We start from the raw sequence: 26,786 nt of genomic DNA, 5'->3' as shown, positions 1-26,786 counted from the left end.
ACATCTCGCACTATTTTGCCGGCCAAGCCTTAAGCCTCCAGAGCCCATGGCCGATACATAAAAGGCAGCCCACCTGCCCCTGCGCCTGGAGCCTCCATGAAATTCAAGTCGATTCAGTTTTCTGTCGCCGCACTGACCGGTGCCATCGTGCTGAGCGTGGTCGCGGTGCTGGTGCTCTATGCAGTGTTTGCCGGTGCCCGCACCCAGGAGTTGGTGCAGGAGCGCACCCAGGCACAGTTCGAGCAGATCATCGAGCAGCGCCTCACCGCCCTTGTGCAAACCCAGGCCACGCTGGTCCAGCGCGAACTGGAAGCGCCGCTGGTGACCGCCAAAGGCCTGGCCACCGCCAACGCCCTGCTCGCGATGAAAGACGCCAAGGGCGAACCCGCGCTGCAGGTCGGCCGTGAGCAATTGATCAACCTGCTGCATGAAACCGTGGCGCGCAACCCGAAAATCCTCGGCGCCTACATCGGCTGGGAACCCAATGCCATCGACCATAACGACGCCGCCTATGTAAACACCCCAATTGTCGGCATGGCCGCCGACGGCCGTTTCCTGCCGTGGTGGTACCGCAACGCCGATGGCAGCCTGGGCCTGGATAAGCTCGCCGACGTCAACGACCAGAAAATCCTGTCCACCGGCGTGCGCGCCAGTGAGTACTACCTGTGCTCCAAAGAGAGCAAGAAACCCTGCGCCATCGACCCGGCGCCTTACAAGGTCGGGAATGCGATGGTGATGCTCGCCTCGTTTATCGAACCGATCATGGTCGACGGCACGTTCCAGGGCATCGTCGGCGCCGACCTGTCGGTGAACTTTATCCAGGACATGCTCACCCGCGCCGACCAGAACCTCTATAACGGCGCCGGCGAACTCGCGCTGATTTCCAGCAACGGTCGCCTGGTGGCCTACACCAAGGACGCCGGCAAGCTTGGCGAAAAAGCCAGCGACCTGCTCGACAGCAACGAGCTGGCCAACCTGGCCCAGTTGAAAGTCGGCGAAGTGCGCTACGACATCGACAAGGAACACGGGCATATCGAACTGTTCCTGCCCTTCAACATCGGCCAGACCGAAGCGCGCTGGACGTTGATGCTGCAACTGCCGCTGAGCGCTGTGATGGCCGACTCGCAGAAGCTGCAAAGCGACCTGCAAGCCCAACGCAAGACCGACACCTTCGGCATGGCTATGGTTGGCCTGTTGATCGCCGGTATCGGTTTGCTGGTGATCTGGCTGGTGGGCCATGGCATCGCCCGCCCGCTCAAGCAGATGGTGGCGATGCTTAACGATATCGCCCAAGGCGAAGGCGACCTCACCCGCCGCCTCACCAGTGATCGCGCCGATGAGCTGGGCGCGATTGCCAACGGCTTCAATACCTTCCTGATCAAGTTGCAGGGCATGATCACTCAGGTAGTGAGTTCGGTGCAGAAGGTCAGCGACTCATCGGAACACACCGCCGACATCGCGATTCGCACCAACCAGGGCGTGCATAAACAGATGGTCGAGATCGACCAGGTGGCCACCGCTGTGCACGAAATGACCGCCACTGCGCAAGACGTGGCACGCAACGCCACCCAGGCCGCGCAAGCTGCCAGCCACGCCGACCAGGCCGCGAGCCAGGGCATGCGCATTGTGCGCGAGACGTCCACGTCCATCGGCGCGCTGGCTGAAGAAATCGGCAAAGCCGTGGGCGTGGTGCAAACCCTGGCCAAGGACAGCGAAAACATCAACGCGATCCTCACGGCGATTCGCGGAATTGCCGAGCAGACCAACCTGCTGGCGCTCAACGCCGCCATTGAGGCGGCCCGTGCCGGCGAACAAGGCCGTGGTTTTGCGGTGGTGGCCGATGAGGTGCGCAACCTGGCACAGAAAACCCAGAAGGCCACCGAAGAAATCCAGACCATGATCCAGCAGCTGCAACAAGGCACGCGGGATGTGGTGCGGGTGATGGAAGACAGCCAGAACCGTACCGACGAAAGCGTGCAGCACGCGGCGAAGGCGGCCCAAGCGCTGGAGACCATTACCCAGGCGGTGTCGGTGATCAACGACATGAACACGCAGATCGCCAGTGCGGCCGAAGAGCAGAGTGCGGTGGCCGAGGACATCAATCGCAATGTGATCAATATTGGCCAGGTGGCCAATGAGGTGGCGGGTGGTGCGGATGAGTCCAGTGCAGCGAGTGCGGATCTGACCAAGCTGGCGGAGCAGCAGCGGCGGTTGATCAATCAGTTCAAGGTTTAGTGATCTGCGGTGGTTTTGAGCCCGCCTTCGCGAGCAAGCCCGCTCCCACATTTTGATTTGTGAACACCGTCAAATGTGGGAGCGGGCTTGCTCGCGAAGAGGCCAGCACATTCAACCTCAACCTGGCGTCAGGCACTCCGGCCCATTCAACTTCGGATCATTGACCATATTGGCCAACACCCGCTCGCGCAACGCGGCAGGCTCGCTGGCCAACAACCCCTGCAACACGTGCAGCGGCGTCTCAGGATTGAGCCACGCCTCTTGCCCCGCCGCATCCAGAATCAACGGCCGCCGCTGGCTCTGCGCGGCCTGGGTCACCACCGCTGTACTCAGCCACACCTGCTCCTGCACCGGATAAGCCTCCCAGATCGCCGCAAAAAACAGCGTCGAGCCTTCGCCCGGCGTCAGCCAATACGGGCGTTTACGCTGGGTGCCGCGCCATTCGTAGAAACCGTTGGCCGGCAACAGGCAGCGGCGCTGGCGCAAGGCTTCGCGAAACATCGGTTGTTCGGCCAGGGTTTCGGCGCGCGCGTGGGCTGGCGTGCGCGACAGGTCGGTGAGCCACGGTGGCGTGAGGCCCCAACGCGCACGGGCCAGGGCGCGCTGGCCTTCGCTCAGGCGCTGGATCAGCACCGAATCATTCGGGGAGATGTTCCACTGGGCCTGCTGGTCGGCCGGGAAGCCCGGCAAGGCAGCAAAGGAAGGGTTCCAGCGAAACAGGGCATAACGTCCACACATGGGGCAACACGACTCTTGGGGTAAACCGACCGACAGCCTAACAGACCAACACGTCGGGGAAGCTGTCGGGTTCATCGCCGGGCATGGGTTGGGCGCCGTTGTAGGCCGTAATCAATTCACGGGCGTAGGCAGCCTGGTCGTTGTGCACTTCCAGGCCCAACAGGCCGAAGATCGGCAATTCGCCGGTACCACCGAGCAAATGGCGCCCCACCAGGTGCGCCTCGATGCCTTCGCTGGCAAGCATCTGTTGCAGCAGCTCGCCTTCCATCAGGTTTTCCGGTTCATAGATCCGCTGCATGGGGTGTACCTGTTACTCGTTTTCGCTGCGCACGTTCAGCATCCATTCATCGCCGTGCACTTGCAGGTCGAAAATAATCGGCCGGCAACAGACCGGACAGTCCTCTATATATTCTTGATCACCGCCGGAAAGGTCCAGAACCGCTTCAGCCGGTTCACCACAATAAGGACAATCGTACGACTCGGTTTCCAGCATCGCGGTCTCCCAGGTGACTTGTGCGTATAATCGCCGGTCTATTTACAGGGCTATTCACGGCAGAGCCAATATTGCGGCCGCACCCTGATATTTCCTTTACTTACCCTAGCCGTTTCTAACAAGAGAGCATGATGGGCGAATTCGATACCATCCGACCTTACAACGACAGCGAAGTCCCGGCCGTGCTGGCGCGTCTGTTCAGTGACAAGGCCTTTCTGGACATCCTGACTCACTTTCGCTTCCCGCGCTTTGCCGGCGCCCTGGGCTGGCTGCTCAAGCCGATGATCGCCCGCAAGCTGCGCCGTGAATTTGCCGGCGTCACCACCGTGGCCACGCTGCAGGACAAAGTCGAGTATTACGTCGATCACACCATTGATCGCGCGACGGACGGCGTGACCTACACTGGCGTCGAGCAGCTCAAGGCCGGCACCGCCTATCTGTTTCTGGCCAACCATCGCGATATCGTGATGGACCCGGCCTTCGTCAACTATGCCGTATACCACGCCGGCCTGCCGACGCCACGTATCGCCATCGGCGACAACCTGCTGCAAAAGCCGTTTGTCAGCGACCTGATGCGCCTGAACAAGAGCTTCATCGTGCACCGCTCGATCACTGGGCGAAAGGAGAAGATGGCGGCGTATAACCTGCTGTCGGCCTATATCAACCATTCGATCCGCAACGATTGCCAGTCGATCTGGATCGCCCAGGCCGAAGGCCGCGCCAAGGATGGCGATGATCGCACCGAGTCGGCAATCCTCAAGATGTTCCATGTCAGCCGCAAGGACGAGCCGTTTGCCGAGGTGATCCAGTCGCTGAACCTGACGCCGGTGTCGATCAGCTATGAATACGACCCGTGCGACAGCGCCAAGGCCCGCGAGCTGTACATCCGCGCCACCACCGGCACCTACAGCAAGGCGCCAGGCGAAGACGATGTGAGCATTGCGCTGGGTATTACCGGCTACAAGGGCCGCGTGCACGTGAACTTTGCCCCGCCGATTACCGAGCGTTTTGAAGACACCAAGCTGCTGGCCGTGGAAATGGACCGGCAAATTCTCGGCGGTTATCGCCTGTTCCCGGTGCATTACCTGGCGTACGCGCAGTGGAGCGACGCCGACCCGCAATTGCAGGTGCCGGCGGCAGCCGACGTGTTCCCGGCCGATGAGTTGGCCAAGGCCAAGGCGGAGTGGGAGCGGCGTTTGAATGAGTGCCCGGCGGAACACCGGCCGTACTTGGTGACGCAGTATGCGACCCCGGTAAGGAATCAATACCGGGTCAAGGCCGGGATTGCTCTCTAATCACCGAAGCAAAAAATGTGGGAGCGGGCTTGCTCGCCAAAGCGGTGGTTCAGTCAAAGATGTATCGACTGACACCCTGCATTCGCGAGCAAGCCCGCTCCCACATTTTGGTTTTGCAGTGGTTTTAGAGGTGGGTGCTGAGCCAGGACACGGCCAGCGCCAGGGCGAGGCAGCCAAACCCGACGCGGTAAGCCAGGCGATGCGACCGTTCGGTACGCACATCCAGAAACAACATCGGTTGGTCGATCGCGCGGTCTTCGCTTTGGGCGGTCAGGTCGGCCAGCGCTCGCTGCTCGCGCAGGCGGGTAATGAACAGCAGCGCTGCACCCGAGCAGGCCACCAATAAAGCCACAGCATTGATCAACAGTGCGGGCAGCGCCATCGCAAACCTCGGTAGACGAGTGTCCTGGTACCAATTCAGATACAAACCTGAATGATATTGGCCTCCTGCCGCTGAAACGTTCCGTCCCCCATGTACGGCTAATGTATCCAGTAATTTACAGCGTCACCTGAACGTCACCTTAACAAGCCACTCTGTTGCCCTTCGAACGCTTGGGAGCTTGTCATGCTGCACGCACAAAACCAGGATCGGCTGTACCTGATGGCCCAGAACGATGAGCAGGAAGCGCTGGTCGGCGGCCTCGCATTCAACGTCCAGGACCGCCACTGGCTGGTGTATTGCGCCCTCGGCGGGCACCAGCATGCCGACCTGCCGGAGCTGGACCTGCTCACAGGCGTGAGTGTGCTGGACTTTTATGTCGAAACGGCTGCATGAAGGCTACAGGCATAAAAAACCGGGCTCATTGCTGAGCCCGGTGATCGGGGCGTTGCGCGCCCGCCTGACGCTTACTGCGCGTTGAGAAGCGAACCGATGCTCGGGTCTTTGAACAAGCGCGTCAGGGCGTCGCTCAACACGTCGCTGACCAGCTTGGTGTTGGTTTCCTGGTTCGGCGACATACCGAAGCGCTGGTTCAGGGACGCGCCGTAGCGGCCACTGTAGCGGCGTGTACCGGCGCTGACGTCGGACTTGAAGGTCGCGCCGATGGAGGCTTCCGTCACATACAGGCCTTCTTTGGGCGACTGGTACTTGAGCTCAGCCAGGGTGATGGTCAACTGCGGCGCGCCCGGCGAGTTGGCCGGGGTAAAGCCCAGCAGGCGCACGGCGGCTTCAGCCTGGGCTTGCAGCTTGGGCAGCACGTCCTGACCCTGGACCGAAATCAGCGCAGTCTCAGGGTACAGGCCACCACGGGAACCCAGGGTGGGCGAAGGACGACCATCTACCACGCGCACCGACACCGGCTGGCCATGGCCGACAGGCGCCAGTTGCGCCGTGACTTTAGGTTGCGGGCTGAGTTGTTGCGGGCTGTTGGCGCAGCCAACCAGGGTCAAACTGGTCACAGTGATCAAACCGAACAACAGGCGTTGCAACATACTCATTTCTCCAGGACTGGGTGCAAACAGGCCGCCAGTATAACGGCGCATGTGGGCCACCCACCAGCCATCCTGAACGTCAGCTGAAGGCGGGCTGAAATTACAATTTCGCATAATTTCGTCACTCCACTGTCATGGCACACTGGCAACCTTCAAGCATGTAACGTAACAGGTACAAAGCCATGCGCCTTCTTAAATCATTGTTCATGTCACACCCCCGCCATCGCCATTACGCACGGCTCGATGCCAACGGCCATTGCGTGGCGTTCAAGCAGTGCAGCCTGCCACCTGTGGGCGATGGCTGGGTGGAAGTCTCGGAGACTCACTTGGGCTGGATGCACCGTCCATTGCCGATGAGTGCCCGAATCAGCCCGCAGGTTGCTCACAGGCATTCGCGGCACGCACTGGCTTCCTGAACAGCCCTAATAAAAGTCACAAAACACGCCCATTTCCCCGACGTTCTTCGCTACAATCTCCCCCCGATTATAAGGACGTCTCCTGATCGGGCCCCGCAGCACCGTTAATGCCTCGGTATTAACCCCCCAATCGCCCACAGAGAGCCGCCCACACAGATCGAGTGAAGCTGGCGCGCTTGCTGATTTCTTTGCAAACCACCCCTCTTTGCCGAATCTGCCAGAGCTGCCATTGCGCTCGGCCACTTGAGTTGTTTGCCCGTCTTGCTGCGTGTCGGCAGGGTTTACGGGCCAGGTGCCAGGCTGGGGCAGCCCTTTTTTGAGGTTCACGTCTTCAAAAGAGCGTGAAAAAACGGGTTTTCACAACTTCACAAGAGTGTGGCGAGCAAATGAATAGTTTGGCGTTTGTACAAGCACCATCAGCGTCTGGAACAGCCCAACCACACAGGACCGAGTACTCCTCAAACACCGGAGCTTGAGCCTGTCCGCTACGGATTGGTTGCACGAATCGCACGCTTTGACCATAAGTCGAATTGCCACAGGCGCCCATGAATGCGTTCATAGGCAGATTAGCCGGCAGGAAGCGTGTGCTGAAGTTGCAAAGAATTGCGAAACGGACATGGCGATCCTGGCCATGGGTAACCTGGGGCAACACGTGAACCGCCCCGTCACTCCTGGCAGCCATGCCGTCAATTTGGTGCTGCAGATTTTGGAGACGCGTTAAATGGCGCATAACGAAGCAGTCGACGTAGTACTGGTAGGGGCCGGCATCATGAGTGCCACCCTGGCCGTATTGCTCAAAGAGCTCGACCCCGGCCTCAAGCTGGAAGTCGTTGAGCTGATGGATTCGGGTGCCGCGGAGAGTTCCAACCCGTGGAACAACGCCGGCACCGGCCACGCCGGGCTGTGTGAGCTGAACTACACGCCGCAGGCCGCCGATGGTTCCATCGACATCAAGAAAGCCGTGCACATCAACACCCAGTTCGAGGTATCGAAGCAGTTCTGGGCGTACCTGACCAAAAAGGGCACCTTTGGCTCGTCCAAGTCCTTTATCAGCCCGGTGCCGCACCTGAGCTTCGTGCAAGGCGACAAAGGCGTGTCCTTCCTCAAGAAGCGCTTTGAAACCCTCAGCCAGCACCATGCGTTCTCGGACATGCATTACACCGAAGACCGCAATGAGATGGCCGAGTGGATGCCGCTGATGATGCCGGGCCGCCCGCTCGATGAAAAAATCGCTGCCACCCGCGTGATGAACGGCACCGACGTCAATTTCGGCGCCCTGACCAACCAACTGCTGTCGCACCTGACCAGCGCACCCGATGCCCAGGTCAAGTACAGCAAGCGCGTCACCGGCCTCAAGCGCAATGGCGCGGGCTGGACCGTGAGCATCAAGGACGTCAACAGCGGCAACAGCCGCGAAGTCGACGCCAAGTTCGTCTTCCTCGGCGCCGGTGGCGCGGCCCTGCCGCTGCTGCAAGCTTCGGGCATCGAAGAGAGCAAAGGCTTCGGCGGCTTCCCGGTCAGTGGCCAGTGGCTGCGTTGCGACAACCCGGAAGTGGTCAAGCACCACCAGGCCAAGGTTTACAGCCAGGCCGCCGTGGGCTCGCCGCCGATGTCGGTGCCGCACCTGGACACCCGCGTGGTCGACGGCCAGAAATCCCTGCTGTTCGGGCCATACGCCGGCTTTACCACCAAGTTCCTCAAGCACGGCTCGTTCCTCGACCTGCCGCTGTCGGTTCGCGCCGGCAACATCGGCCCGATGCTGGCGGTCGCTCGCGACAACATGGACCTGACCAAGTACCTGGTCAGCGAAGTGATGCAGTCCATGGAGCAGCGTCTGGAATCCCTGCGCCGCTTCTACCCTGAAGCCAAAGCCGAAGACTGGCGCCTGGAAGTGGCCGGCCAACGGGTGCAGATCATCAAGAAAGACCCGAAAAAAGGCGGCGTGCTGCAATTCGGCACCGAGCTGGTCGCGGCCAAAGACGGCTCGCTGGCCGCCCTGCTGGGCGCGTCCCCAGGTGCTTCGGTGACGGTTTCGATCATGCTGGAACTGATCGAGCGCTGCTTCCCGGCCAAGGCTGCCGGAGAGTGGGCGGCCAAGCTGCACGAGATCTTCCCGGCGCGGGAAAAAGTGCTGGAGACGGATGCTGAGCTGTATCGCAAGATCAATGCGCAGAACAACATCAGCCTGGAGCTGGTTGAGCAAAGCAACGAGGCTGAGAGTTACGCTTGAGGTCGTGACGCGGAGCGTCACTGGAGGCATTCCCACGCGGAGCGTGGGAACGATCAAACGCCCTTCGGGGCGTTTTTTTGTGGCCCGAATAATCAGCCGCGAGCGTTTTCGATCAGCTCGATGTACTCGGGTGCGTTGCGCTGGTCCTTGATCAGCTCGACGAAGGTCTGGCCATGCTCATCCTTGCCGTCCAGGTCCAGGCCAGCCTCTTTGAAAAAGCCCAGGAAGCGCTCGAAGTCATCGATACGCAGGCCACGGTAGGCCTTGATCAGCTTGTGCAGGGACGGTGAAGTCGCGTCAACTGGCTCAAAATCCAGGAACAACTTGATCTGGTCGTCGCCGATCTCGTCACCAATCACCTGTTTCTTATCTTTACGCATTACCGACTCCAGCCTGCAGACATTACACGGGATTAGCAGTTTACCTGCGGCACACACGCTTCGGAAGCGACGAAAACCACTGTGGGAGCGGGCTTGCTCGCGAAAGCGGTGTGTCAGTTTAAGTTGAGTTGATTGACCCACCGCATTCGCGAGCAAGCCCGCTCCCACATTGGATTACCTGCGGCCTCACGATTTAGCGCGAACGGCGCCTGTGTGCAGGTCCGCCCAGATATGCCCGTTGGCATAACTGAGAAACTGTACATACACCGTGTCATTGCGCAGCAGGTCGACAATCACTCGATATTGCGCCATCGGGTAAGAAAGGGTCAGGGTCTTGCTGGCGTCATCAAACAGCGGCTTTTTCAGGCTTTTGCTTTCGGCGTCGAAATTGAGCACCACCTGGGCGATGGTCGCGCCTTTGTTCAAGGATTTGCCCTTGAGGCGGATCATCAACGGCGAGGTCACCGGAATCGGCTGTTGCGTTGATTGCCGCTGGTTACCCACCACCACCGCATAATCGGTAACTTGCAGCAGTTGCTGCTGGTCGGGCGTTTGCGCGCGCAGGGTGAGGTCATCCGGCGGCAGGAACTGGCTGTGCATCGGCGCGGGCGCGGCAGCCAGTGGCAAACTGAGAGTCAACGCCAGGGCGGCGCAGGTGCGTGTCAACAGGCTCATGGGCCGCTCCGTAGAAAGATAGCCGAGCACTGTAGCTCAATCGAACTGGGCGAGCATCCAGCGTTGGTACTCGGCCACACCGGCTTCGCCTTCGCGGGGCGCCCAGTCGGGTGACTCGCCCTCGCCTATCGGTCGATACGGCCCGGCCTTGCATTCAAACATCACGCTGTCGGGTTCCAGCACCACCAGGCCATGAAACACGCCTGGCGGCAAATCGACGCCTGCGCACTCGCCGCCCGCCTGCAAAATGCGCTTGGCAATCACCTGGCCGGTGTCGCTGAAAACCAGTATGCCGAGGCTGCCCTTGAGCACCAGCAAGGTTTCCGCCTTGTCGGCACTCAGGTGCCGATGCGGCGGCACATAGGTGTCGGGCTGCAGGCCGACGGCCAGGCGATGGCAGGGTTCTTCCATCTGATGCAAGTTGTGATGGTGCCGGCCGCGAGGGCTGGCAGCCGCTTTCTCGGCCAATTGCGCGAACAACGTCTGATCAAGAAAGCGCGCCATGGTTTACATCCCTTTAACCGCGTAGATGCCATTGGCGTTGCGCCAGTAGCCTTTGTAGTCCATACCGTAGCCGAAAATGTAACGGTCGATGCACGGCAGACCGACGTAATCGGCTTTGAGGTCCGGGCGGGCCTTGCGGTCGTGGTCTTTGTCGATCAATACGGCGGTGTGCACTTTGCGCGCACCGGCGTGTTTGCAGAAGTCGATGATCGCGCCCAGGGTGTGACCTTCATCGAGGATGTCGTCAATGATCAGCACATCGCGGTCGATGAACGATACTTCCGGTTTGGCTTTCCAGAACAGGTCGCCGCCGCTGGTCTCGTTGCGATAACGGGTGGCATGCAGGTACGAGGCTTCCAGCGGGAATTGCAGATGAGTCAGCAATTTGCCGGCGAAAATCAGGCCGCCGTTCATCACGCAGAAGACCACCGGGTTGGTGTCGGCCATTTCGCGGCTGATGTGTGCGCCGACCTTGGCGATCGCTTCTTCGACTTGCGCTTCGGTGTACAGGCAGTCAGCCTCGCGCATGATTTGACGGATATGCTCGAGATCAGCGGACATGGCGCTCTCCAAGGGGGTGCTGTGGCAAGAAAAGCGGGCAAAGGTACGCATGTGAGGCGCAACGATCAAGCCTTAATGGACTAACGTACTAGATGTCTATAGGACAACACCCTCGGATAGATTAATCTAGGCCGGTTTTTTTGCCCGCCGCCGGAGCCTTTCCCATGCCCACTCGCGAGATCCGCCACCCGCTGATCCGACACAAACTCGGCCTTATGCGCCGTGCCGACATTAGCACGAAGAATTTCCGTGAGCTTGCTCAGGAAGTCGGAGCGCTGCTGACTTATGAAGCGACCAAGGATTTGCCGCTTGAAACCTACGAGATCCCCGGTTGGGCCGGTCCCGTACAAGTGGAGAAAATCGCCGGTAAGAAAATCACCGTAGTGCCTATCCTGCGCGCCGGTATCGGCATGCTCGAAGGCGTGCTCAGCCTGATCCCGGGCGCCAAAGTCAGCGCCGTGGGCGTGGCCCGCAATGAAGAAACCTTGCAGGCGCACACCTACCTGGAAAAACTCGTCCCGGAAATCAACGAACGCCTGGCAATGATCATCGACCCGATGCTCGCCACCGGCAGTTCCATGGTTGCCACCATCGACCTGCTGAAAAAGGCCGGTTGCAAGGACATCCGCGCCATGGTGCTGGTGGCTGCGCCCGAAGGCATCGCCGCCGTCGAAAAGGCTCACCCGGACGTGCAGATCTACACCGCCTCCATCGACGAACGCTTGAACGAACACGGCTACATCATCCCAGGCCTGGGCGATGCCGGTGACAAGATCTTCGGCACCAAGCAGAAGGACGCGTGAGCATGCAGGATGAATTCAACGACCCGCTTTGGCGCCAGATCCTGTCTGGCGCACAAATGCTGTTTGTAGCATTTGGCGCGCTGGTGTTGATGCCACTGATCACAGGTCTTGATCCAAACGTCGCACTGTTCACCGCAGGCCTGGGCACGTTGCTGTTCCAGGTGGTGACAGGGCGGCAGGTGCCGGTATTCCTGGCATCGAGCTTTGCGTTTATCACCCCGATCATTCTCGCCAAGGGCCAGTTCGGCCTGGCGGCGACCATGGGCGGCGTGATGGCGGCCGGTTTCGTTTATACCTTCCTGGGCCTGGCTGTTAAGGTCAAAGGCACCGGGTTCATCGACCGCCTGCTGCCGCCGGTGGTGATAGGCCCGGTGATCATCTCGATCGGCCTGGCCATGGCGCCGATTGCCGCCAACATGGCGATGGGCAAAGCCGGTGATGGCAGCGAGCTGATCCATTACCAGACGGCGATGCTGATTTCGATGCCGGCACTGCTGACCACCCTGATCGTCGCGGTATTCGGCAAAGGCATTTTCCGCCTGGTGCCGATTATCTCCGGCGTGCTGGTCGGCTTTGCCATGTCGTTCTACTTTGGTGTGGTCGACACGGCGAAGATCGCCGCCGCGCCGTGGTTCGCCCTGCCCCACTTCACCGCGCCGGAGTTCAACTGGCAGGCGATTCTGTTTATCGTCCCGGTGGCCCTGGCCCCGGCGATCGAACATATCGGCGGTGTGATTGCGGTGGGCAGTGTGACCGGTCGCGATTACCTGAAAAAGCCCGGCCTGCACCGCACCTTGCTGGGGGACGGGATTGCCACCACCGCTGCCGGCCTGTTCGGCGGCCCGCCAAACACCACTTACGCCGAAGTGACTGGCGCAGTGATGCTGACCAAGAACTACAACCCGAAAATCATGACCTGGGCGGCAGTGTTTGCTATCAGCCTGGCGTTTATCGGCAAGTTCGGCGCGTTGCTGCAAAGCATCCCGGTACCGGTGATGGGCGGGATTCTGTGCCTGCTGTTCGGCTCGATTGCGGCGGTGGGCATGAACACGCTGATTCGCCACAAGATCGACCTGGGCGAGGCGCGCAATCTGGTGATTGTGTCGGTGACCCTGGTGTTCGGGATTGGCGGTGTGCTGGTCGGCACCGGCACTGGCCCGGATGACTTCGGCCTCAAGGGCATCGCCCTGTGTGCCGTGGTAGCGATTGGTTTGAACCTGCTGCTGCCGGGCAATGATGGCTGGAAGAACAAGAAGCCGGATGAGCCGTTGATCTAACTGGCTCAACGCAAAACAAGTGTGGGAGCTGGCTTGCCAGCTCCCACATTTTTTTATCTTCAGTGTGGCTTAGAGCTCACCGAGGCCATCGATCAGCGCCTGGTTCTGCTCCGGCGTACCGATGCTGATCCGCAGGAACTGGGCAATCCGCTCCTGCTTGAAGTGCCGCACAATCACCCCTTGCTCACGCAGCTTTGCGGCCAAACCCGCGGCGTCGTGCCGTGGGTGACGAGCAAAGATGAAGTTGGCCGCTGAAGGCAACACTTCAAAACCCTTGCCCTCCAATTGCGCGACCACCGTGTTGCGGCTGTCGATCACCTGCTTGCAGGTCTTCTCGAAATATTCACGGTCCTCAAACGCCGCCGCCGCCCCGACAATCGCCAGGCGATCCAGCGGGTAGGAGTTGAAGCTGTTCTTGACCCGCTCCAGCGCTTCGATCAGGTCCGGGTGGCCCACGGCCAGGCCTACACGCAAACCGGCCAGTGAGCGCGATTTGGACAGGGTCTGGGTCACCAGCAGGTTCGGGTAGCGATCCACCAGGCTGATGGCGGTTTCGCCGCCGAAGTCGATATAGGCTTCATCCACCACCACCACCGAATCCGGGCTGGCCTTGAGGATCTGCTCCACCGCGTCCAGCGCCAGTACGCAGCCAGTCGGCGCGTTCGGGTTGGGGAAGATGATCCCGCCGTTGGGCTTGGCGTAGTCGGCCACGCGGATCTGGAATTGCTCATCCAGCGGCACCGGGGCGGACTTGATGCCGTAAAGGCCGCAGTACACCGGGTAAAAGCTGTAGCTGATGTCCGGGAACAGCAGCGGCAAGTCGTGCTGGAACAGGCCGTGGAAGATGTGCGCCAGCACTTCGTCGGAGCCGTTGCCGAGGAACACTTTGCCGGCGTCAACGCCGTAGTACCTGGCCACGGCCTGCTTGAGCAGGTCGCTGTTGGGGTCGGGGTACAAACGCAGGTTGTCGTTCAACTCGGCCTGCATCGCCGCCAGCGCCTTGGGCGATGGGCCATAGGGGTTTTCATTGGTGTTGAGCTTGACCAGTTTGGTCAGCTTCGGTTGTTCGCCGGGTACGTAAGGCACGAGGTCCTTGACGAAGGGGCTCCAGAATTTGCTCATGCCTCATTTCCCCTCTTCAAGGATGCGATATTCGGCGCTACGCGCGTGGGCGCTCAGCGATTCACCACGGGCCAGCACCGAGGCAGTCTTGCCCAGTTCGGAGGCGCCTTGTGGCGAGCAGAAGATAATCGACGAACGCTTCTGGAAGTCATACACCCCCAGCGGCGATGAGAACCGCGCGGTGCCGGACGTCGGCAGCACGTGGTTGGGGCCGGCGCAGTAGTCGCCCAGGGCTTCGCTGGTGTGGCGGCCCATGAAGATCGCACCCGCGTGGCGGATCGACGGCAGCCAGGCCTGCGGGTCGGCTACAGATAATTCCAAGTGCTCCGGCGCAATGCGGTTGGCCACTTCGATGGCCTGTTCCATGTCACGCACCAGAATCAGCGCACCACGGCCATTGATCGACTTCTCGATGATCTCGGCGCGGTCCATGGTCGGCAGCAGCGTGTTGATGCTGGCGGCGACCTTGTCGAGGAACTCGGCGTCCGGACTGACCAGAATCGCCTGGGCGTCTTCGTCGTGCTCGGCCTGGGAAAACAGGTCCATGGCGATCCAGTCCGGGTCGGTCTGGCCGTCGCACACCACGAGGATTTCCGAAGGGCCGGCGATCATGTCGATACCGACCTGGCCAAACACGTGGCGCTTGGCGGTGGCGACATAGATGTTGCCTGGGCCAACCACCTTGTCGACCTTCGGCACGCTTTCGGTACCGTAGGCCAGGGCTGCAACGGCTTGCGCCCCCCCAATGGTGAACACACGGTCGACGCCGGCGATGCAGGCAGCGGCCAGCACCAGCTCGTTGATTTCACCACGCGGGGTCGGCACCACCATGACCACTTCGGTTACGCCCGCCACTTTGGCCGGGATCGCGTTCATCAGCACCGATGACGGGTACGAGGCCTTGCCGCCGGGCACGTACAGACCGGCGCGGTCCAGCGGCGTGACTTTTTGGCCCAGCACGGTGCCGTCGGCTTCGGTGTAGCTCCAGGAATCCTGTTTCTGTTTTTCGTGGTAGCTGCGCACCCGCGCCGCCGCCACTTCCAGGGCTTGGCGCTGGGGTGCTGTGATGCGTGTCAGCGCCAGCTCCAGGCGTTCACGGGGCAGGATCAGGTCAGCCATGGACTTCACGTCCAGGCCGTCGAACTGACGGGTGAAATCCACCAGCGCCGCATCACCGCGCTCACGCACGGCCTTGATAATGTCGAGCACTCGCTGGTTGACCGAGTCGTCAGACACGCTTTCCCAGCTCAGCAGATGATCCAGATGATGGGCGAAATCCGGGTCGGCAGCGTTGAGTCGGGCAATTGCAGTGGACGTGGTCATAGCGAGGGCCTCAATAGAATTGGCAAAAACTCAGGCGCCCTAAACTAGCAGTCATTTCCGCTTGGGCACCTGAGAATTCTGGCTATGAGGCGGATAGACGGGCGCGGCCTAAGGCCGCGCGGGTGAGTCAACCGCGGTGTCGAGACTCCACTGCCTTGCGCAGGGTGTCGATCAACGCCTGGATACGGGCGTGCTGCATTTTCATGGAGGCTTTGTTGACGATCAGGCGGGAGCTGATGTCAGCAATGAAATCCTGGGGTTCGAGGCCGTTGGCACGCAGGGTGTTGCCGGTGTCGACCACGTCGATGATCTTGTCGGCCAGGCCGATCAGCGGCGCCAGCTCCATCGAGCCGTAGAGCTTGATGATGTCGACCTGACGGCCTTGCTCGGCGTAGTAGCGTTTGGCGACGTTGACGAACTTGGTGGCCACGCGCAGGCGGCCTTTGGGCTCAACATCACCGACACGGCCGGCGGTCATCAGCTTGCACAGCGCAATACGCAGGTCCAACGGTTCGTACAGGCCCTGGCCACCGTATTCCATCAGCACGTCTTTACCGGCAACGCCGAGGTCGGCGGCACCATGTTCAACGTAGGTCGGCACGTCGGTAGCCCGCACGATCAACAGGCGCACATCGTCCTGGGTCGTGGGGATGATCAGCTTGCGGCTCTTGTCCGGATTCTCGGTCGGCACGATGCCCGCTTCAGCCAGAAGCGGCAAAGTGTCGTCAAGGATGCGGCCCTTGGACAGTGCGATGGTCAACATGGGAAACGTCAGTCCTTCATCAGGCTATTGCTGTCCGGTCGCAAACGGCGCCAGACACAGATCGAGGCCATTACAGCCTCGATTTGAAACAAATTCAGCTAACAGCAAACACAGCCCAGTGACGGTGTTTGCTGCTTCAGGAACTAGCCCGGTACGCGGCGGATTTTAGCGCCGAGCATCTGCAGTTTTTCTTCGATGCACTCGTAACCACGGTCGATGTGGTAAATGCGGTCGATCAGGGTGTCGCCGTCGGCGCACAGCGCCGAAATCACCAGGCTGGCCGAGGCACGCAGGTCGGTTGCCATGACTGGCGCGCCCTTGAGCTTGTCGATACCGGTAACGATGGCGGTGTTGCCTTCGACCTGGATCTTGGCGCCCATGCGGTGCAGTTCATACACGTGCATGAAGCGGTTTTCGAAGATGGTCTCGATCACAGCGCCTGTGCCTTCGGCAATCGCGTTCAAGGAAATGAACTGCGCCTGCATGTCGGTCGGAAACGCCGGGTACGGAGCCGTACGCACGTTCACGGCTTTTGGCCGCTTGCCGTGCATGTTCAGCTCGATCCAGTCCTCACCGGTAGTGATTTCAGCACCGGCTTCCTTGAGTTTTTCCAGCACGGCTTCCAGGATGGTCGGATCGGTGTCCTTGACCTTGACGCGGCCACCGGTAACGGCGGCGGCAACCAGGTAGGTGCCGGTCTCGATACGGTCCGGCATCACTTTGTAGGTGGCCGAGTGCAGACGCTTCACACCGTCGATAGTGATGGTGTCAGTGCCGGCGCCGGTGATGTTGGCACCCATGGCGATCAGGAAGTTGGCCAGGTCGACCACTTCCGGCTCGCGCGCAGCGTTTTGCAGCACGCTGCGACCGTTCGCCAGGGCGGCGGCCATCATGATGTTCTCGGTACCGGTGACGCTGACGGTATCGAAGAAGAAGTTGGCACCGCGCAAACCGCCTTCCGGCGCCTTGGCCTTGATATAGCCACCTTCTACGTCGATGACCGCGCCCATGGCTTCAAGGCCACGGATGTGCAGGTCGACAGGGCGCGAGCCAATCGCGCAACCGCCAGGCAGTGCGACTTCAGCTTCGCCGAAACGGGCAACCATCGGGCCCAGCACCAGGATCGAGGCACGCATGGTTTTCACCAGTTCGTACGGAGCGATCAGGGTCTTGATGGTGCGCGCGTCGATTTCGACAGACAGCTTCTCGTCGATCACCGGCTCAATACCCATGCGACCGAACAGCTCGATCATGGTGGTGATGTCGTGCAGGTGCGGCAGGTTGGCCACGGTTACCGGGCCATCGCACAGCAGGGTCGCTGCCAGGATCGGCAAGGCGGAGTTTTTTGCACCGGAAATGCGGATCTCGCCATCAAGGCGGGCACCACCGGTAATAATCAATTTATCCATAAGAATCTCGACGCCTTGGGGGCTCAGGTGCGCTCGGCCCAGGCCGCGCGGCTGAAAAATTTCATAGTGACCGCATGGATGCTGCCATTGGTGATCCACGGGTTCAAATGGGCATAGATCTGCTGTTGACGCTTGACCGGGCTCAATGCCGCCAGTTCATCGCTAATCACGTTCAGCTGGAAATTGCAGCCTTCGCCTTCAACTTCGACGTTCGTTTCGGGCAGCTTTCCTTCAAGGAAGCTTTTAACTTCTAGGGCCTGCATGCTCAACCTCTATCGGCGCCCAGTGCGCACGGGTCGCACATCATACAAAAAAGCCCCGCGCCTGCGAACCCCGCATAGCAGGACTCTGACGGGGGGCTTCTCTAATAATGTGTATTAAGGATGCGCCAACAGCTCGGTAATACCGGAAACCTGCGCGATTTCGCGCATGTCTTCGGGCATTGAGCGGATGCTGACCGGTTTCCTGGCCGCTTGCGCATCACGCATGAAGCACAGCAACAACGACAAGCCGACACTGCTGGACTTGGTCACCGCCGAGCAATCAAGCACCAGCGCAGGCGCGTTGCTGCTGTTGATCAGCGCCTGGCCCTGCTTGCGCAGCTCAGGCCCGGTGCGGTAATCCAGCACGCCGCTGAGGAACAACTCGCCGGCGTCACCAAGACGAACAGCCGACTCGGTCATTGCGCAGGCTTCCCGGCTTGTTTGTCGGTTTCTTCCTTGGCTTTGGCGACTTCACCGGCCCAACCATTGATGGTTTTGTCCAGGTTATTGCCATTACGCTGCATCGCATCAGCGAACTGATCGCGGAACAGCTTGCCGATGTTGATGCCGTTGATGATCACGTTGCGCAGTTTCCACTCGCCGTTGACCTTCTCCAGCGTGTACTGAACCGGGTAAACCGCGCCGTTGTTGCCCTTGACGGTCATGTTGACGCTGGTGCGGTCACCCGACTCATCCCCGGCTGGAGCGACGGTAATGCCTTGGTTGTTGTACTCAAGCAGGGCATTGCCATAGAACTGGAACAGGCCCTTCTTGAAGTTTTCCTGGAAGGTCTGCATCTGCGCAGGCGTGGCCTTGCGCGAATACTTGACCGTCATGATGCTGCGGGAAATGCCCTCGGCATCGACCACAGGACCCACAATGGTGTTGAGCGCTTCGTAGAACCTGGTGGGGTCTTGCTTGTACTGCTCTTTGTTGGCAGTCAGGTCAGCCAGCATCTTGTTGGTCGTGTCCTGCACCAGATCGTGCGCAGAACCCGCCGCGTTGGCCATCAACGGCAGCGCTGCCAGCAGCACCAGCAGGCCACGTCGCAAGGTAGAGATCATGAACAGGTTCCTCATTTGGCGTCTTTATTGACCGTATTGAGCAGGAATTTACCGATCAAGTCTTCAAGCACCAACGACGACTGTGTGTCGTGGATTGTCGAACCATCCTTGAGCAGGGCTGTTTCCCCACCCACGCTGACGCCGATGTACTTCTCGCCCAGCAGCCCAGCAGTGAGAATAGATGCAGTGGAGTCAGTCGGCAGATTATCTACCTTCTTGTCGACTTGCATGGTCACCCGGCCAGTGAAGCTGTCGCGATCCAGATCGATTGCCGTGACCTTGCCGATGGTTACACCAGCCATGGTCACTTTAGCTCTGACCGTCAAACCGGCGATATTGTCGAAGTACGCGTAAAGTTTATAAGTATCGGCGGTGGGGCTGGCCGAAAGGCCGCTGACTCGCAGGGCGAGCAACAGTAAAGCCAGGATGCCAGCCAGCAAGAAAAGGCCGACACCGATTTCCACAGTGCGGTTTTGCATCAGAAATCTCCAAACATCAAGGCGGTCAAAATGAAGTCAAGGCCCAGTACCGCCAGCGAGGCGTACACAACGGTCTTGGTGGTGGCGCGACTGATCCCTTCTGAAGTGGGCTCACAGTCATAGCCTTGGAATACGGCGATCCAGGTCACTACAAAGGCGAAAACGATGCTTTTGATGATGCCATTGAGCACGTCGCCGCTGAAGGTCACGCTGTTTTGCATGTTGCCCCAGTACGAGCCGTCATAAACGCCCAACCAGTCAACCGCCACCCACGAACCACCCCAGATGCCCACCACGCTGAAAATCATCGCCAGCAGCGGCAGGGATATGAAGCCGGCCCACAGGCGCGGGGCAACAATATATTTGAGCGGGTCCACGCCGATCATTTCCAGGCTGGACAACTGTTCGGTGGACTTCATGTTGCCGATTTCGGCGGTCAATGCAGAACCCGCACGCCCGGCGAACAGCAAGGCGGTGACCACCGGCCCCAGCTCACGCAGCAGCGTCAGGGCAACCATCTGCCCGACTGCCTGCTCCGAACCGTAGCTGGAGAGGATATTGAACCCCTGCAACGCCAGCACCATGCCGATGAATATCCCGGACACCACGATGATGACCAGGGACATCACACCCACCGAATGCAGCTGCTTGATCAGCAGGCCGAAACCGCCGCCAATGCCGCCACGCCCGAGCAGCGCGTGAAACAGGAAAATCGTCGAACGCCCCAGAACCTCGATCAAGTCGATGCCGGAGCGGCCGAAAAGGCGAACCTTCTCGATTAAAGATGTCTTGCGCATCAGCGCTTCCCCAGAAGATCTGAGCGGTAGTCCGCTGCCGGAAAATGAAAAGGCACCGGGCCATCGGGATCGCCGGTCATGAATTGGCGAATGCGCGGGTTGTCAGCGTTCATGAGCTCTTCGGGCGTGCCCTGCCCCAGCACCTGGCCATCGCCGACGACATAAAGGTAGTCAGCAATGCTCGCGGTTTCGGCCAGGTCGTGGGAAACCACGATGCTGGTGATCCCCAACGCATCGTTGAGCAGGCGGATCAGGCGCACCAGAACGCCCATGGCGATCGGGTCCTGGCCCACGAACGGCTCGTCATACATGAGAATCTGCGGATCGAGGGCAATCGCTCGCGCCAGCGCAACTCGGCGCTTCATGCCACCGGACAACTCGTCGGGCATCAGGTCGATAGCACCGCGCAGGCCCACGGCCTGCAATTTGAGCAGCACAATGTCACGAATCATTTCATCGGACAGTTGGGTATGCACCCGCAGCGGAAACGCTACGTTTTCGAAAACGTCGAGGTCGGTAAACAGGGCACCGCTCTGGAACAGCACGCCCATATGCTTGCGCGCATCGAACAGATCGCTGCGCGACAGGGTCGGCAGGTTCTGGCCGTTGACCCACACTTCGCCGGCGCTGGGCCGCAATTGCATGCCCATCAGGCGCAACAAAGTGGTCTTGCCGCAACCGGAAGGCCCCATGATGCCCGTGACTTTACCGCGGGGAATGCGAATATCGACGTTATTGAAGATGCTGCGCGAACCGCGCTTGAAGGTAAGGCCCTTCAGCTCGACCGCGTAGGCGTTATCGGCACTCATCTAATCTCCTTGGGATGCAGCCTTTCACTCAGACACCATGCGTGCGACTTTCGTTTGCAACAGATGCACAAAAGTTAGCGGCGTGGCTTGGGCCGACCGAACTGGCGGCGAACTATATCACTGCTGGTACAGAGCCCCCAAGGCCGGAACAGCCCTTGTTCAGATTCGGGACAGGGAAAACACCTGACTGAGCATAAATCCCAGGCACTTACAGAATAACTAGCGTGAGGGATTTGATCATTACCGCTATAATCGCCGACTTTTCGTCAGGCTATACGACTTCAGACATGAGCCAATCCAGCGACCTTATTCAATCCGCACAACGCACCATCCGCCTCGAGCTTGAAGCCGTAGAAGGTTTACTGGCCCATATCGACGCAGATTTCGTACGTGCCTGCGAGATGATTCTGGCCAGCAAGGGCCGCGTGGTGGTGGTCGGCATGGGCAAATCCGGCCACGTCGGCAACAAGATCGCCGCCACCCTGGCCAGCACCGGGACCACGGCGTTTTTCGTGCACCCGGCCGAAGCCAGCCACGGTGACATGGGCATGATCACCAAGGATGACATCATCCTGGCGCTGTCGAACTCCGGCACCACCAACGAAATCGTGACCTTGCTGCCCTTGATCAAGCGCCTGGGCATCAAGATGATCAGCCTCACCGGCAACCCGGAATCCACGCTGGCCAAGGCTGCCGAAGTCAATTTGAACGTGCATGTGGCCCACGAAGCCTGTCCGCTTAACCTGGCACCGACCTCCTCCACCACCGCCGCCCTGGTGATGGGCGACGCCCTGGCCGTGGCGTTGCTGGAAGCCCGTGGTTTTACCGCTGAAGACTTCGCGTTTTCGCACCCGGGCGGCGCGCTGGGTCGTCGCCTGCTGCTCAAAGTGGAAAACGTCATGCATTCGGGGGATGAGCTGCCCCACGTACAACGCGGCACCCTGCTCAAAGACGCACTGATGGAAATGACCCGCAAGGGCCTGGGCATGACCGTGATCCTGGAAGCCGACGGGCGCCTGGCCGGAGTCTTCACCGACGGCGACCTGCGCCGCACCCTGGACCGCACCATCGATATCCACACCGCGACTATCGATGCGGTGATGACGCCCCACGGCAAGACCGCCCGCCCCGAGATGCTTGCAGCCGAAGCGCTGAAGATCATGGAAGACCATAAGATTGGCGCGCTGGTGGTGGTCAATAGTGACGACCGCCCGATCGGCGCCCTGAACATGCACGACTTGCTGCGTGCGGGAGTGATGTAAATGACCAGCAACCTGCTGCAACGCGGCAAAAACATCAAACTGGCGATTTTCGACGTGGACGGCGTGCTGACTGATGGCCGCCTGTATTTCCTCGAAGATGGCAGCGAATTCAAGACCTTTAACACCCTCGACGGCCAGGGCATCAAAATGTTGATGGCCGCCGGTGTGCAAACGGCGATTATCAGTGGTCGAAAGACACCGGTTGTGGAACGCCGCGCACAAAACCTGGGGATTCCTCACCTGTATCAAGGCCGTGAGGATAAACTGGTGGTTCTGGACGAGCTTCTTGGCCAACTCAACCTAAGCTATGAGCAGGTTGCGTACCTGGGTGACGATCTACCTGACTTGCCGGTCATTCGCCGAGTGGGCCTGGGTATGGCCGTCGCAAACGCTGCGGCATTTGTTCGTGAACACGCCCACGGCATCACTACCGCGCGTGGCGGCGAAGGTGCTGCCCGCGAGTTCTGCGAATTGATCCTGCGTGCCCAGGGCAGTCTTGAAGCGGCCCACGCCGCCTACTTATAGAGCGTTTTATGCTGAGCAAAAAGATTCGCAACTTCCTGTTATTCGGAGTCATTGCCGCGCTGTTCCTGGCGGTGGGCTACTGGAATATCAGCCCGGAGCGCTTTCTCGACAAGCCTGTTGCCCAGGTTGACGAGGGGCTGATCGACAATTTCGCCACCAATGCCTATACGGTGCAGTTCACGCTTGAAGGCAAGGTCCAATACGAGATGACCGCGGAAAAAGTCGAGCACGTCAAGGCATCCGAAGTCAGCCTGCTGACCAACCCGGACCTGAACCTGTTCCGCGGCACCGACTTTCCGTGGCACGTCACCAGCAAACGTGGCGAGGTCAATGCGGACGGCACCCAGGTTGAGTTGATCGACTCGGTACGCGTTGCGCGCACCGATGAACAGAAGCGTGACACCATCATCACCAGCAGTCGCATGACCGTTTTCCCACAACAGCAATATGCGCAGACCGAGCAAGACGTTAGAATTGACGGCGCTGGCGGTGTATCGACTGGCAAGGGAATGAAAGCGTATTTGAAAGAAAGCAGGATACACCTGCTATCGAACGTAAGAGGACAGTATGAGGCTCGTTAAAACCCTCCCTATTTTGCTCGGTCTGGGCGCAGCACTGGGAAGCGTGAGCGCCTGGGCTCTGCCGAACGATAGCCAGCAACCGATCCGCATTCAGGCTGACGATGCGCAGCTGGATGACAAGCAAGGTGTCGCGACCTATTCCGGCGGCGTGGTCATTATCCAGGGCTCGATGAAGATTACCGGCAACACGGTAACGCTGACTCGCACCCCGGCGGGTGACATCGACGTGGTGACTTCGGTAGGCAACCTGGCTTACTTCGAACAGATGCAGTCGGTTACCGACAAGAAGCCGATGCAGGGCTACGGTAAGACCATCCAGTATCACGCTCAGCAGAACCGCATTGTCCTGATCGACCAGGCACGGGTTGTCAGCACTGACGGCAACACCACCGAAGGTGAAAAAATCACCTACGACACCGTCAAGCAGATCGCCACCGCCGGTCGCGCCAATGGCAGCAAGGTCACGCAACCCCGTCCTCGCATCGACATGGTGATCCAGCCGAAACAGAAAGACGCTGCCGCCCCTGCGCCTAAACCCGCTGCGAAGAAGACGAACTAATGGCAACCCTGAAAGCCCAGCATCTGGCCAAAGCTTATAAAAGCCGTCAGGTCGTACGCGACGTCAGCCTGTCGATCGACAGCGGCCAGATCGTCGGCTTGCTCGGCCCTAACGGCGCCGGCAAGACCACCTGCTTCTATATGATTGTTGGCCTGGTCCAGGCGGATCAGGGCCGTGTATTGATTGACGATCTGGACGTAAGCCACCAGCCGATGCACGGTCGTGCACGCGCGGGTATCGGCTATCTTCCCCAGGAGGCGTCGATCTTCCGCAAACTGTCGGTGTCCGACAACATCATGGCGATCCTCGAGACCCGCAAGGAGCTCGACCGTGACGGCCGTCGCAAAGAACTGGAAAGCCTGTTGCAGGAGTTCCACATCAACCACATCCGCGACAACCTCGGCATGAGCCTGTCCGGTGGTGAGCGTCGCCGTGTGGAAATCGCCCGCGCACTGGCTACCGCGCCGAAGTTCATCCTGCTGGACGAACCTTTTGCCGGTGTTGACCCGATCTCGGTTGGCGATATCAAGCAGATCATCCATCACCTCAAGGCCAAGGGCATCGGTGTACTGATCACCGACCACAACGTGCGTGAGACGCTCGATATTTGCGAAACCGCCTATATCGTCAACGATGGGCAACTGATTGCAGAAGGTGATTCCGCCACTATCCTGGCCAATGAACTGGTGAAGGAAGTGTACCTGGGTCACGAGTTCCGCCTGTAAACACGGTGATATCAGGCAGTTGCCAGGGGCGCGTGCAAGTCAATAAAAACCTCGGTTTTTTTATTGTTACCGCGCTCTAGGCAAAGCCCCTGATATCAGGCATATAATTTGCTTATGTTTGGCGCTCACGCGCCCTGTCGTGGATGGCGCATTGCGCCGGCGAATAAGGTGTTAAGCCCCTGCCATGAAACCATCGCTAGTCCTGAGAATGGGCCAGCAGCTGACGATGACACCGCAGCTGCAACAGGCCATCCGCCTGCTCCAATTGTCGACCCTGGACCTGCAACAGGAAATCCAGGAGGCCCTGGAGTCCAATCCGATGCTCGAACGCCAGGAAGAAGGCGACGACTTCGATAATGCAGACCCGCTGGCCGACAACATCGAGCAAAAACCCAACCCCGACGTGCAGGAACCGTCCTATCAGGAAACCGCCCCTACGGTGGATAACCTTGAGGAAGGCGAATGGAACGAACGCATTCCCAACGAGCTTCCCGTCGACACCGCCTGGGAAGACGTCTACCAGACCAGCGCCAGCAGCCTGCCCAGCAATGACGACGACGAGTGGGACTTCACTACCCGCACGTCCGCCGGTGAAAGCCTGCAGAGCCATTTGCTGTGGCAACTGAACCTGGCGCCGATGTCCGACACCGATCGCCTGATCGCCGTAACCCTGATCGACTGCATCAACAATCAGGGCTACCTGGACGAGACGCTCGACGAGATTCTGGAAGCCTTCGACCCGGAATTGGACATCGAGCTGGACGAAATCGAAGCCGTCCTGCATCGCATCCAACAGTTCGAGCCTTCCGGCATTGGCGCTCGCACTTTGAGCGAATGCCTGTTGCTGCAACTGCGCCAACTGCCGGCCAAGACCCCGTGGCTCGTCGAGGCCCAGCGCCTGGTCACCGACTACATCGACCTGCTGGGCAGCCGCGACTACAGCCAGTTGATGCGCCGCATGAAGCTCAAGGAAGATGACCTGCGCCAGGTCATCGAACTGGTGCAGAGCCTCAACCCGCGCCCCGGCTCGCAGATCGAGTCCAGCGAAGCCGAATATGTCGTGCCTGACGTGATCGTGCGCAAAGACAACGAACGCTGGCTGGTGGAGCTGAACCAGGAATCGGTGCCACGCCTGCGGGTCAACCCGCAGTACGCCGGCTTTGTACGCCGCGCCGATACCAGCGCCGACAACACCTTCATGCGCAACCAATTGCAGGAAGCGCGCTGGTTCATCAAGAGCCTGCAAAGCCGCAACGAAACCCTGATGAAAGTGGCCACCCAGATCGTCGAGCACCAGCGCGGCTTCCTGGAATATGGCGACGAGGCGATGAAGCCGCTGGTCCTGCATGACATTGCCGAGGCTGTGGGCATGCATGAATCGACGATTTCCCGCGTGACCACACAGAAATTCATGCATACCCCACGGGGTATTTATGAGCTGAAATACTTTTTCTCCAGCCACGTCAGCACCTCCGAAGGCGGTGAATGCTCGTCCACGGCGATCCGCGCGATCATCAAAAAACTGGTTGCGGCGGAAAATCAGAAAAAGCCATTGAGTGACAGTAAGATCGCTGGTTTACTGGAGGCACAAGGCATTCAGGTCGCCCGTCGAACCGTCGCCAAGTACCGCGAGTCCCTCGGGATCGCGCCTTCCAGCGAGCGTAAGCGTTTGATGTGACGGGCGGGCCACAGCGTTCCAGTGGCAGGCGCTTTTGCCTGTCGCTTTATGCACTGGCAACGAAGGAGAAGCTGTATGCAAGTCAACATCAGTGGACACCAGCTGGAAGTCACCAAGCCCCTGCGTGAGTACACCGAGAGTAAGCTGAACAAGCTTGCGGGGCATTTTGACAAGATCACCAACGTGCAGGTCATCATGGAGGTCGATAAGCTCAAGCAGAAAATCGAGGCCACCCTGCATGTACCGAATGCGAAGCTCGTCGCCAATGCCGAGCATGAAGATATGTATGCGGCGATTGACTCGCTCTACGACAAGCTGGACCGCCAACTCATAAAGCATAAGGAAAAGAATCTGCACCTGATGCAAGGTACAGGTCGTTAACTCTCCCC

At 59.7% G+C, this 26,786-nt stretch carries 33 protein-coding genes; 14 read left to right on the top strand and 19 right to left on the bottom strand.

Annotated features, from left to right (window positions below; all coding sequences use genetic code 11):
- Positions 1–96: 96 nt before the first annotated feature.
- Positions 97–2,235 carry a methyl-accepting chemotaxis protein gene (locus BFP92_RS16150; protein ID WP_065930300.1) on the top strand — a complete coding sequence of 713 codons (2,139 nt, stop codon included), beginning with the start codon at positions 97–99 and terminating at the stop codon, positions 2,233–2,235.
- 117 nt (positions 2,236–2,352) lie between these two features.
- Here the strand turns inward: BFP92_RS16150 and BFP92_RS16145 are convergent, their stop codons facing one another.
- The 3 genes from BFP92_RS16145 to BFP92_RS16135 are packed head-to-tail and all read right to left on the bottom strand — an operon-like array spanning position 2,353 to position 3,466.
- Entirely contained in the window at positions 2,353–2,973 is a 621-nt protein-coding gene (locus BFP92_RS16145; protein ID WP_065930299.1) for an SOS response-associated peptidase, read from the bottom strand.
- A gap of 37 nt (positions 2,974–3,010) precedes the next feature.
- Positions 3,011–3,271 (bottom strand): putative signal transducing protein, encoded by a 261-nt coding sequence (locus BFP92_RS16140; RefSeq protein WP_065930298.1) that lies wholly within the window; start codon positions 3,269–3,271, stop codon positions 3,011–3,013.
- A gap of 12 nt (positions 3,272–3,283) precedes the next feature.
- Positions 3,284–3,466: a CPXCG motif-containing cysteine-rich protein gene (locus BFP92_RS16135; RefSeq protein ID WP_065930297.1), complete on the bottom strand. Its 183-nt coding sequence runs from the start codon at positions 3,464–3,466 to the stop codon at positions 3,284–3,286.
- Positions 3,467–3,597: 131 nt separating this feature from the next.
- Here BFP92_RS16135 and BFP92_RS16130 point away from each other — a divergent pair, with 131 nt between their 5' ends.
- On the top strand, positions 3,598–4,761 hold the full coding sequence (locus BFP92_RS16130) for a 1-acyl-sn-glycerol-3-phosphate acyltransferase (protein WP_170875845.1): 1,164 nt from the start codon (positions 3,598–3,600) through the stop codon (positions 4,759–4,761).
- 124 nt (positions 4,762–4,885) lie between these two features.
- Here the strand turns inward: BFP92_RS16130 and BFP92_RS16125 are convergent, their stop codons facing one another.
- The gene (locus tag BFP92_RS16125) at positions 4,886–5,143 is read right to left on the bottom strand and encodes a hypothetical protein (protein WP_065930295.1); all 258 of its coding nucleotides are present in this window, start codon (positions 5,141–5,143) and stop codon (positions 4,886–4,888) included.
- A gap of 183 nt (positions 5,144–5,326) precedes the next feature.
- On the opposite strand from BFP92_RS16125, the gene BFP92_RS16120 reads away from it, so the two are divergent.
- Positions 5,327–5,536 carry a hypothetical protein gene (locus BFP92_RS16120; RefSeq protein ID WP_056859008.1) on the top strand — a complete coding sequence of 70 codons (210 nt, stop codon included), beginning with the start codon at positions 5,327–5,329 and terminating at the stop codon, positions 5,534–5,536.
- A gap of 71 nt (positions 5,537–5,607) precedes the next feature.
- Here the strand turns inward: BFP92_RS16120 and BFP92_RS16115 are convergent, their stop codons facing one another.
- Positions 5,608–6,192 (bottom strand): YajG family lipoprotein, encoded by a 585-nt coding sequence (locus tag BFP92_RS16115; protein WP_017138217.1) that lies wholly within the window; start codon positions 6,190–6,192, stop codon positions 5,608–5,610.
- 182 nt (positions 6,193–6,374) lie between these two features.
- Between BFP92_RS16115 and BFP92_RS30480 the strand changes: the two genes are divergently transcribed.
- Entirely contained in the window at positions 6,375–6,608 is a 234-nt protein-coding gene (locus BFP92_RS30480) for a hypothetical protein (protein ID WP_081321407.1), read from the top strand.
- Between the two features lie 721 nt (positions 6,609–7,329).
- Entirely contained in the window at positions 7,330–8,838 is a 1,509-nt protein-coding gene (gene mqo, locus BFP92_RS16105) for a malate dehydrogenase (quinone) (protein WP_065930293.1), read from the top strand.
- A gap of 92 nt (positions 8,839–8,930) precedes the next feature.
- Here mqo and BFP92_RS16100 read toward each other — a convergent pair whose 3' ends face one another.
- From BFP92_RS16100 to BFP92_RS16085, 4 genes are all read right to left on the bottom strand, one after another.
- Positions 8,931–9,218: a PA4642 family protein gene (locus BFP92_RS16100; protein WP_065930292.1), complete on the bottom strand. Its 288-nt coding sequence runs from the start codon at positions 9,216–9,218 to the stop codon at positions 8,931–8,933.
- Between the two features lie 186 nt (positions 9,219–9,404).
- Positions 9,405–9,893 carry a hypothetical protein gene (locus tag BFP92_RS16095; RefSeq protein WP_065930291.1) on the bottom strand — a complete coding sequence of 163 codons (489 nt, stop codon included), beginning with the start codon at positions 9,891–9,893 and terminating at the stop codon, positions 9,405–9,407.
- A 36-nt stretch (positions 9,894–9,929) separates the two neighbouring features.
- Positions 9,930–10,397, bottom strand: a complete 468-nt coding sequence (locus tag BFP92_RS16090) for a WbuC family cupin fold metalloprotein (RefSeq protein ID WP_065930290.1) — start codon at positions 10,395–10,397, stop codon at positions 9,930–9,932.
- A 3-nt stretch (positions 10,398–10,400) separates the two neighbouring features.
- Positions 10,401–10,958, bottom strand: coding sequence for a hypoxanthine-guanine phosphoribosyltransferase (locus BFP92_RS16085; protein ID WP_003216150.1), 558 nt, complete (start codon positions 10,956–10,958; stop codon positions 10,401–10,403).
- A 164-nt stretch (positions 10,959–11,122) separates the two neighbouring features.
- Here BFP92_RS16085 and upp point away from each other — a divergent pair, with 164 nt between their 5' ends.
- Together upp and BFP92_RS16075 are read left to right on the top strand one after the other, a co-directional pair.
- Positions 11,123–11,761, top strand: coding sequence for a uracil phosphoribosyltransferase (gene upp, locus BFP92_RS16080; RefSeq protein ID WP_017138223.1), 639 nt, complete (start codon positions 11,123–11,125; stop codon positions 11,759–11,761).
- 2 nt (positions 11,762–11,763) lie between these two features.
- Entirely contained in the window at positions 11,764–13,038 is a 1,275-nt protein-coding gene (locus tag BFP92_RS16075) for a uracil-xanthine permease family protein (RefSeq protein WP_017138224.1), read from the top strand.
- 69 nt (positions 13,039–13,107) lie between these two features.
- Here the strand turns inward: BFP92_RS16075 and hisC are convergent, their stop codons facing one another.
- From hisC to BFP92_RS16025, 10 genes are all read right to left on the bottom strand, one after another.
- Entirely contained in the window at positions 13,108–14,160 is a 1,053-nt protein-coding gene (gene hisC / locus BFP92_RS16070; RefSeq protein WP_065930289.1) for a histidinol-phosphate transaminase, read from the bottom strand.
- A gap of 3 nt (positions 14,161–14,163) precedes the next feature.
- Positions 14,164–15,483: a histidinol dehydrogenase gene (gene hisD, locus BFP92_RS16065; RefSeq protein ID WP_056859015.1), complete on the bottom strand. Its 1,320-nt coding sequence runs from the start codon at positions 15,481–15,483 to the stop codon at positions 14,164–14,166.
- A 127-nt stretch (positions 15,484–15,610) separates the two neighbouring features.
- Positions 15,611–16,246, bottom strand: a complete 636-nt coding sequence (gene hisG, locus BFP92_RS16060) for an ATP phosphoribosyltransferase (protein ID WP_003188599.1) — start codon at positions 16,244–16,246, stop codon at positions 15,611–15,613.
- Between the two features lie 143 nt (positions 16,247–16,389).
- On the bottom strand, positions 16,390–17,655 hold the full coding sequence (gene murA, locus BFP92_RS16055) for a UDP-N-acetylglucosamine 1-carboxyvinyltransferase (protein ID WP_065930288.1): 1,266 nt from the start codon (positions 17,653–17,655) through the stop codon (positions 16,390–16,392).
- 23 nt (positions 17,656–17,678) lie between these two features.
- Positions 17,679–17,918, bottom strand: a complete 240-nt coding sequence (locus BFP92_RS16050) for a BolA family protein (protein ID WP_065930287.1) — start codon at positions 17,916–17,918, stop codon at positions 17,679–17,681.
- Positions 17,919–18,032: 114 nt separating this feature from the next.
- On the bottom strand, positions 18,033–18,338 hold the full coding sequence (locus BFP92_RS16045; protein ID WP_065930286.1) for an STAS domain-containing protein: 306 nt from the start codon (positions 18,336–18,338) through the stop codon (positions 18,033–18,035).
- Positions 18,335–18,982: an MlaC/ttg2D family ABC transporter substrate-binding protein gene (locus BFP92_RS16040; protein ID WP_056859018.1), complete on the bottom strand. Its 648-nt coding sequence runs from the start codon at positions 18,980–18,982 to the stop codon at positions 18,335–18,337. Before BFP92_RS16040 ends, BFP92_RS16045 begins: the two co-directional genes overlap by 4 nt.
- Before the next feature lie 11 nt (positions 18,983–18,993).
- Positions 18,994–19,461 (bottom strand): outer membrane lipid asymmetry maintenance protein MlaD, encoded by a 468-nt coding sequence (mlaD, locus tag BFP92_RS16035; protein WP_005784855.1) that lies wholly within the window; start codon positions 19,459–19,461, stop codon positions 18,994–18,996.
- On the bottom strand, positions 19,461–20,258 hold the full coding sequence (gene mlaE, locus BFP92_RS16030; RefSeq protein WP_056859019.1) for a lipid asymmetry maintenance ABC transporter permease subunit MlaE: 798 nt from the start codon (positions 20,256–20,258) through the stop codon (positions 19,461–19,463). The genes mlaD and mlaE overlap by 1 nt, the downstream gene beginning before the upstream one ends.
- Positions 20,258–21,067 carry an ATP-binding cassette domain-containing protein gene (locus tag BFP92_RS16025; RefSeq protein ID WP_005784851.1) on the bottom strand — a complete coding sequence of 270 codons (810 nt, stop codon included), beginning with the start codon at positions 21,065–21,067 and terminating at the stop codon, positions 20,258–20,260. Before BFP92_RS16025 ends, mlaE begins: the two co-directional genes overlap by 1 nt.
- Before the next feature lie 287 nt (positions 21,068–21,354).
- Between BFP92_RS16025 and BFP92_RS16020 the strand changes: the two genes are divergently transcribed.
- The 7 genes from BFP92_RS16020 (at position 21,355) to raiA (ending at position 26,778) form a co-directional block, all read left to right on the top strand.
- Positions 21,355–22,329, top strand: a complete 975-nt coding sequence (locus BFP92_RS16020; protein ID WP_065930285.1) for a KpsF/GutQ family sugar-phosphate isomerase — start codon at positions 21,355–21,357, stop codon at positions 22,327–22,329.
- Positions 22,330–22,854: a KdsC family phosphatase gene (locus BFP92_RS16015; protein WP_065930284.1), complete on the top strand. Its 525-nt coding sequence runs from the start codon at positions 22,330–22,332 to the stop codon at positions 22,852–22,854.
- Between the two features lie 8 nt (positions 22,855–22,862).
- Entirely contained in the window at positions 22,863–23,435 is a 573-nt protein-coding gene (gene lptC / locus BFP92_RS16010; RefSeq protein ID WP_065930283.1) for an LPS export ABC transporter periplasmic protein LptC, read from the top strand.
- A complete protein-coding gene (gene lptA, locus BFP92_RS16005; protein ID WP_065930282.1) occupies positions 23,422–23,994 on the top strand; it encodes a lipopolysaccharide transport periplasmic protein LptA in 573 nt (190 codons plus the stop codon). Before lptC ends, lptA begins: the two co-directional genes overlap by 14 nt.
- Entirely contained in the window at positions 23,994–24,719 is a 726-nt protein-coding gene (gene lptB / locus BFP92_RS16000; protein ID WP_016974288.1) for an LPS export ABC transporter ATP-binding protein, read from the top strand. Before lptA ends, lptB begins: the two co-directional genes overlap by 1 nt.
- Before the next feature lie 184 nt (positions 24,720–24,903).
- Positions 24,904–26,397 (top strand): RNA polymerase factor sigma-54, encoded by a 1,494-nt coding sequence (locus tag BFP92_RS15995; RefSeq protein WP_065930281.1) that lies wholly within the window; start codon positions 24,904–24,906, stop codon positions 26,395–26,397.
- Positions 26,398–26,472: 75 nt separating this feature from the next.
- Positions 26,473–26,778 (top strand): ribosome hibernation-promoting factor, HPF/YfiA family, encoded by a 306-nt coding sequence (gene raiA, locus BFP92_RS15990; RefSeq protein ID WP_003171804.1) that lies wholly within the window; start codon positions 26,473–26,475, stop codon positions 26,776–26,778.
- Positions 26,779–26,786: the final 8 nt, after the last annotated feature.

The sequence above is a fragment of the Pseudomonas sp. 58 R 3 genome (genome assembly GCF_900006605.1).
In the GTDB taxonomy this organism is placed as follows: Bacteria; Pseudomonadota; Gammaproteobacteria; order Pseudomonadales; family Pseudomonadaceae; genus Aquipseudomonas; species Aquipseudomonas salomonii.
The sequence above is the reverse complement of the archived record's forward strand: the minus strand, read 5'-3'. Positions and strand labels throughout refer to the sequence as shown.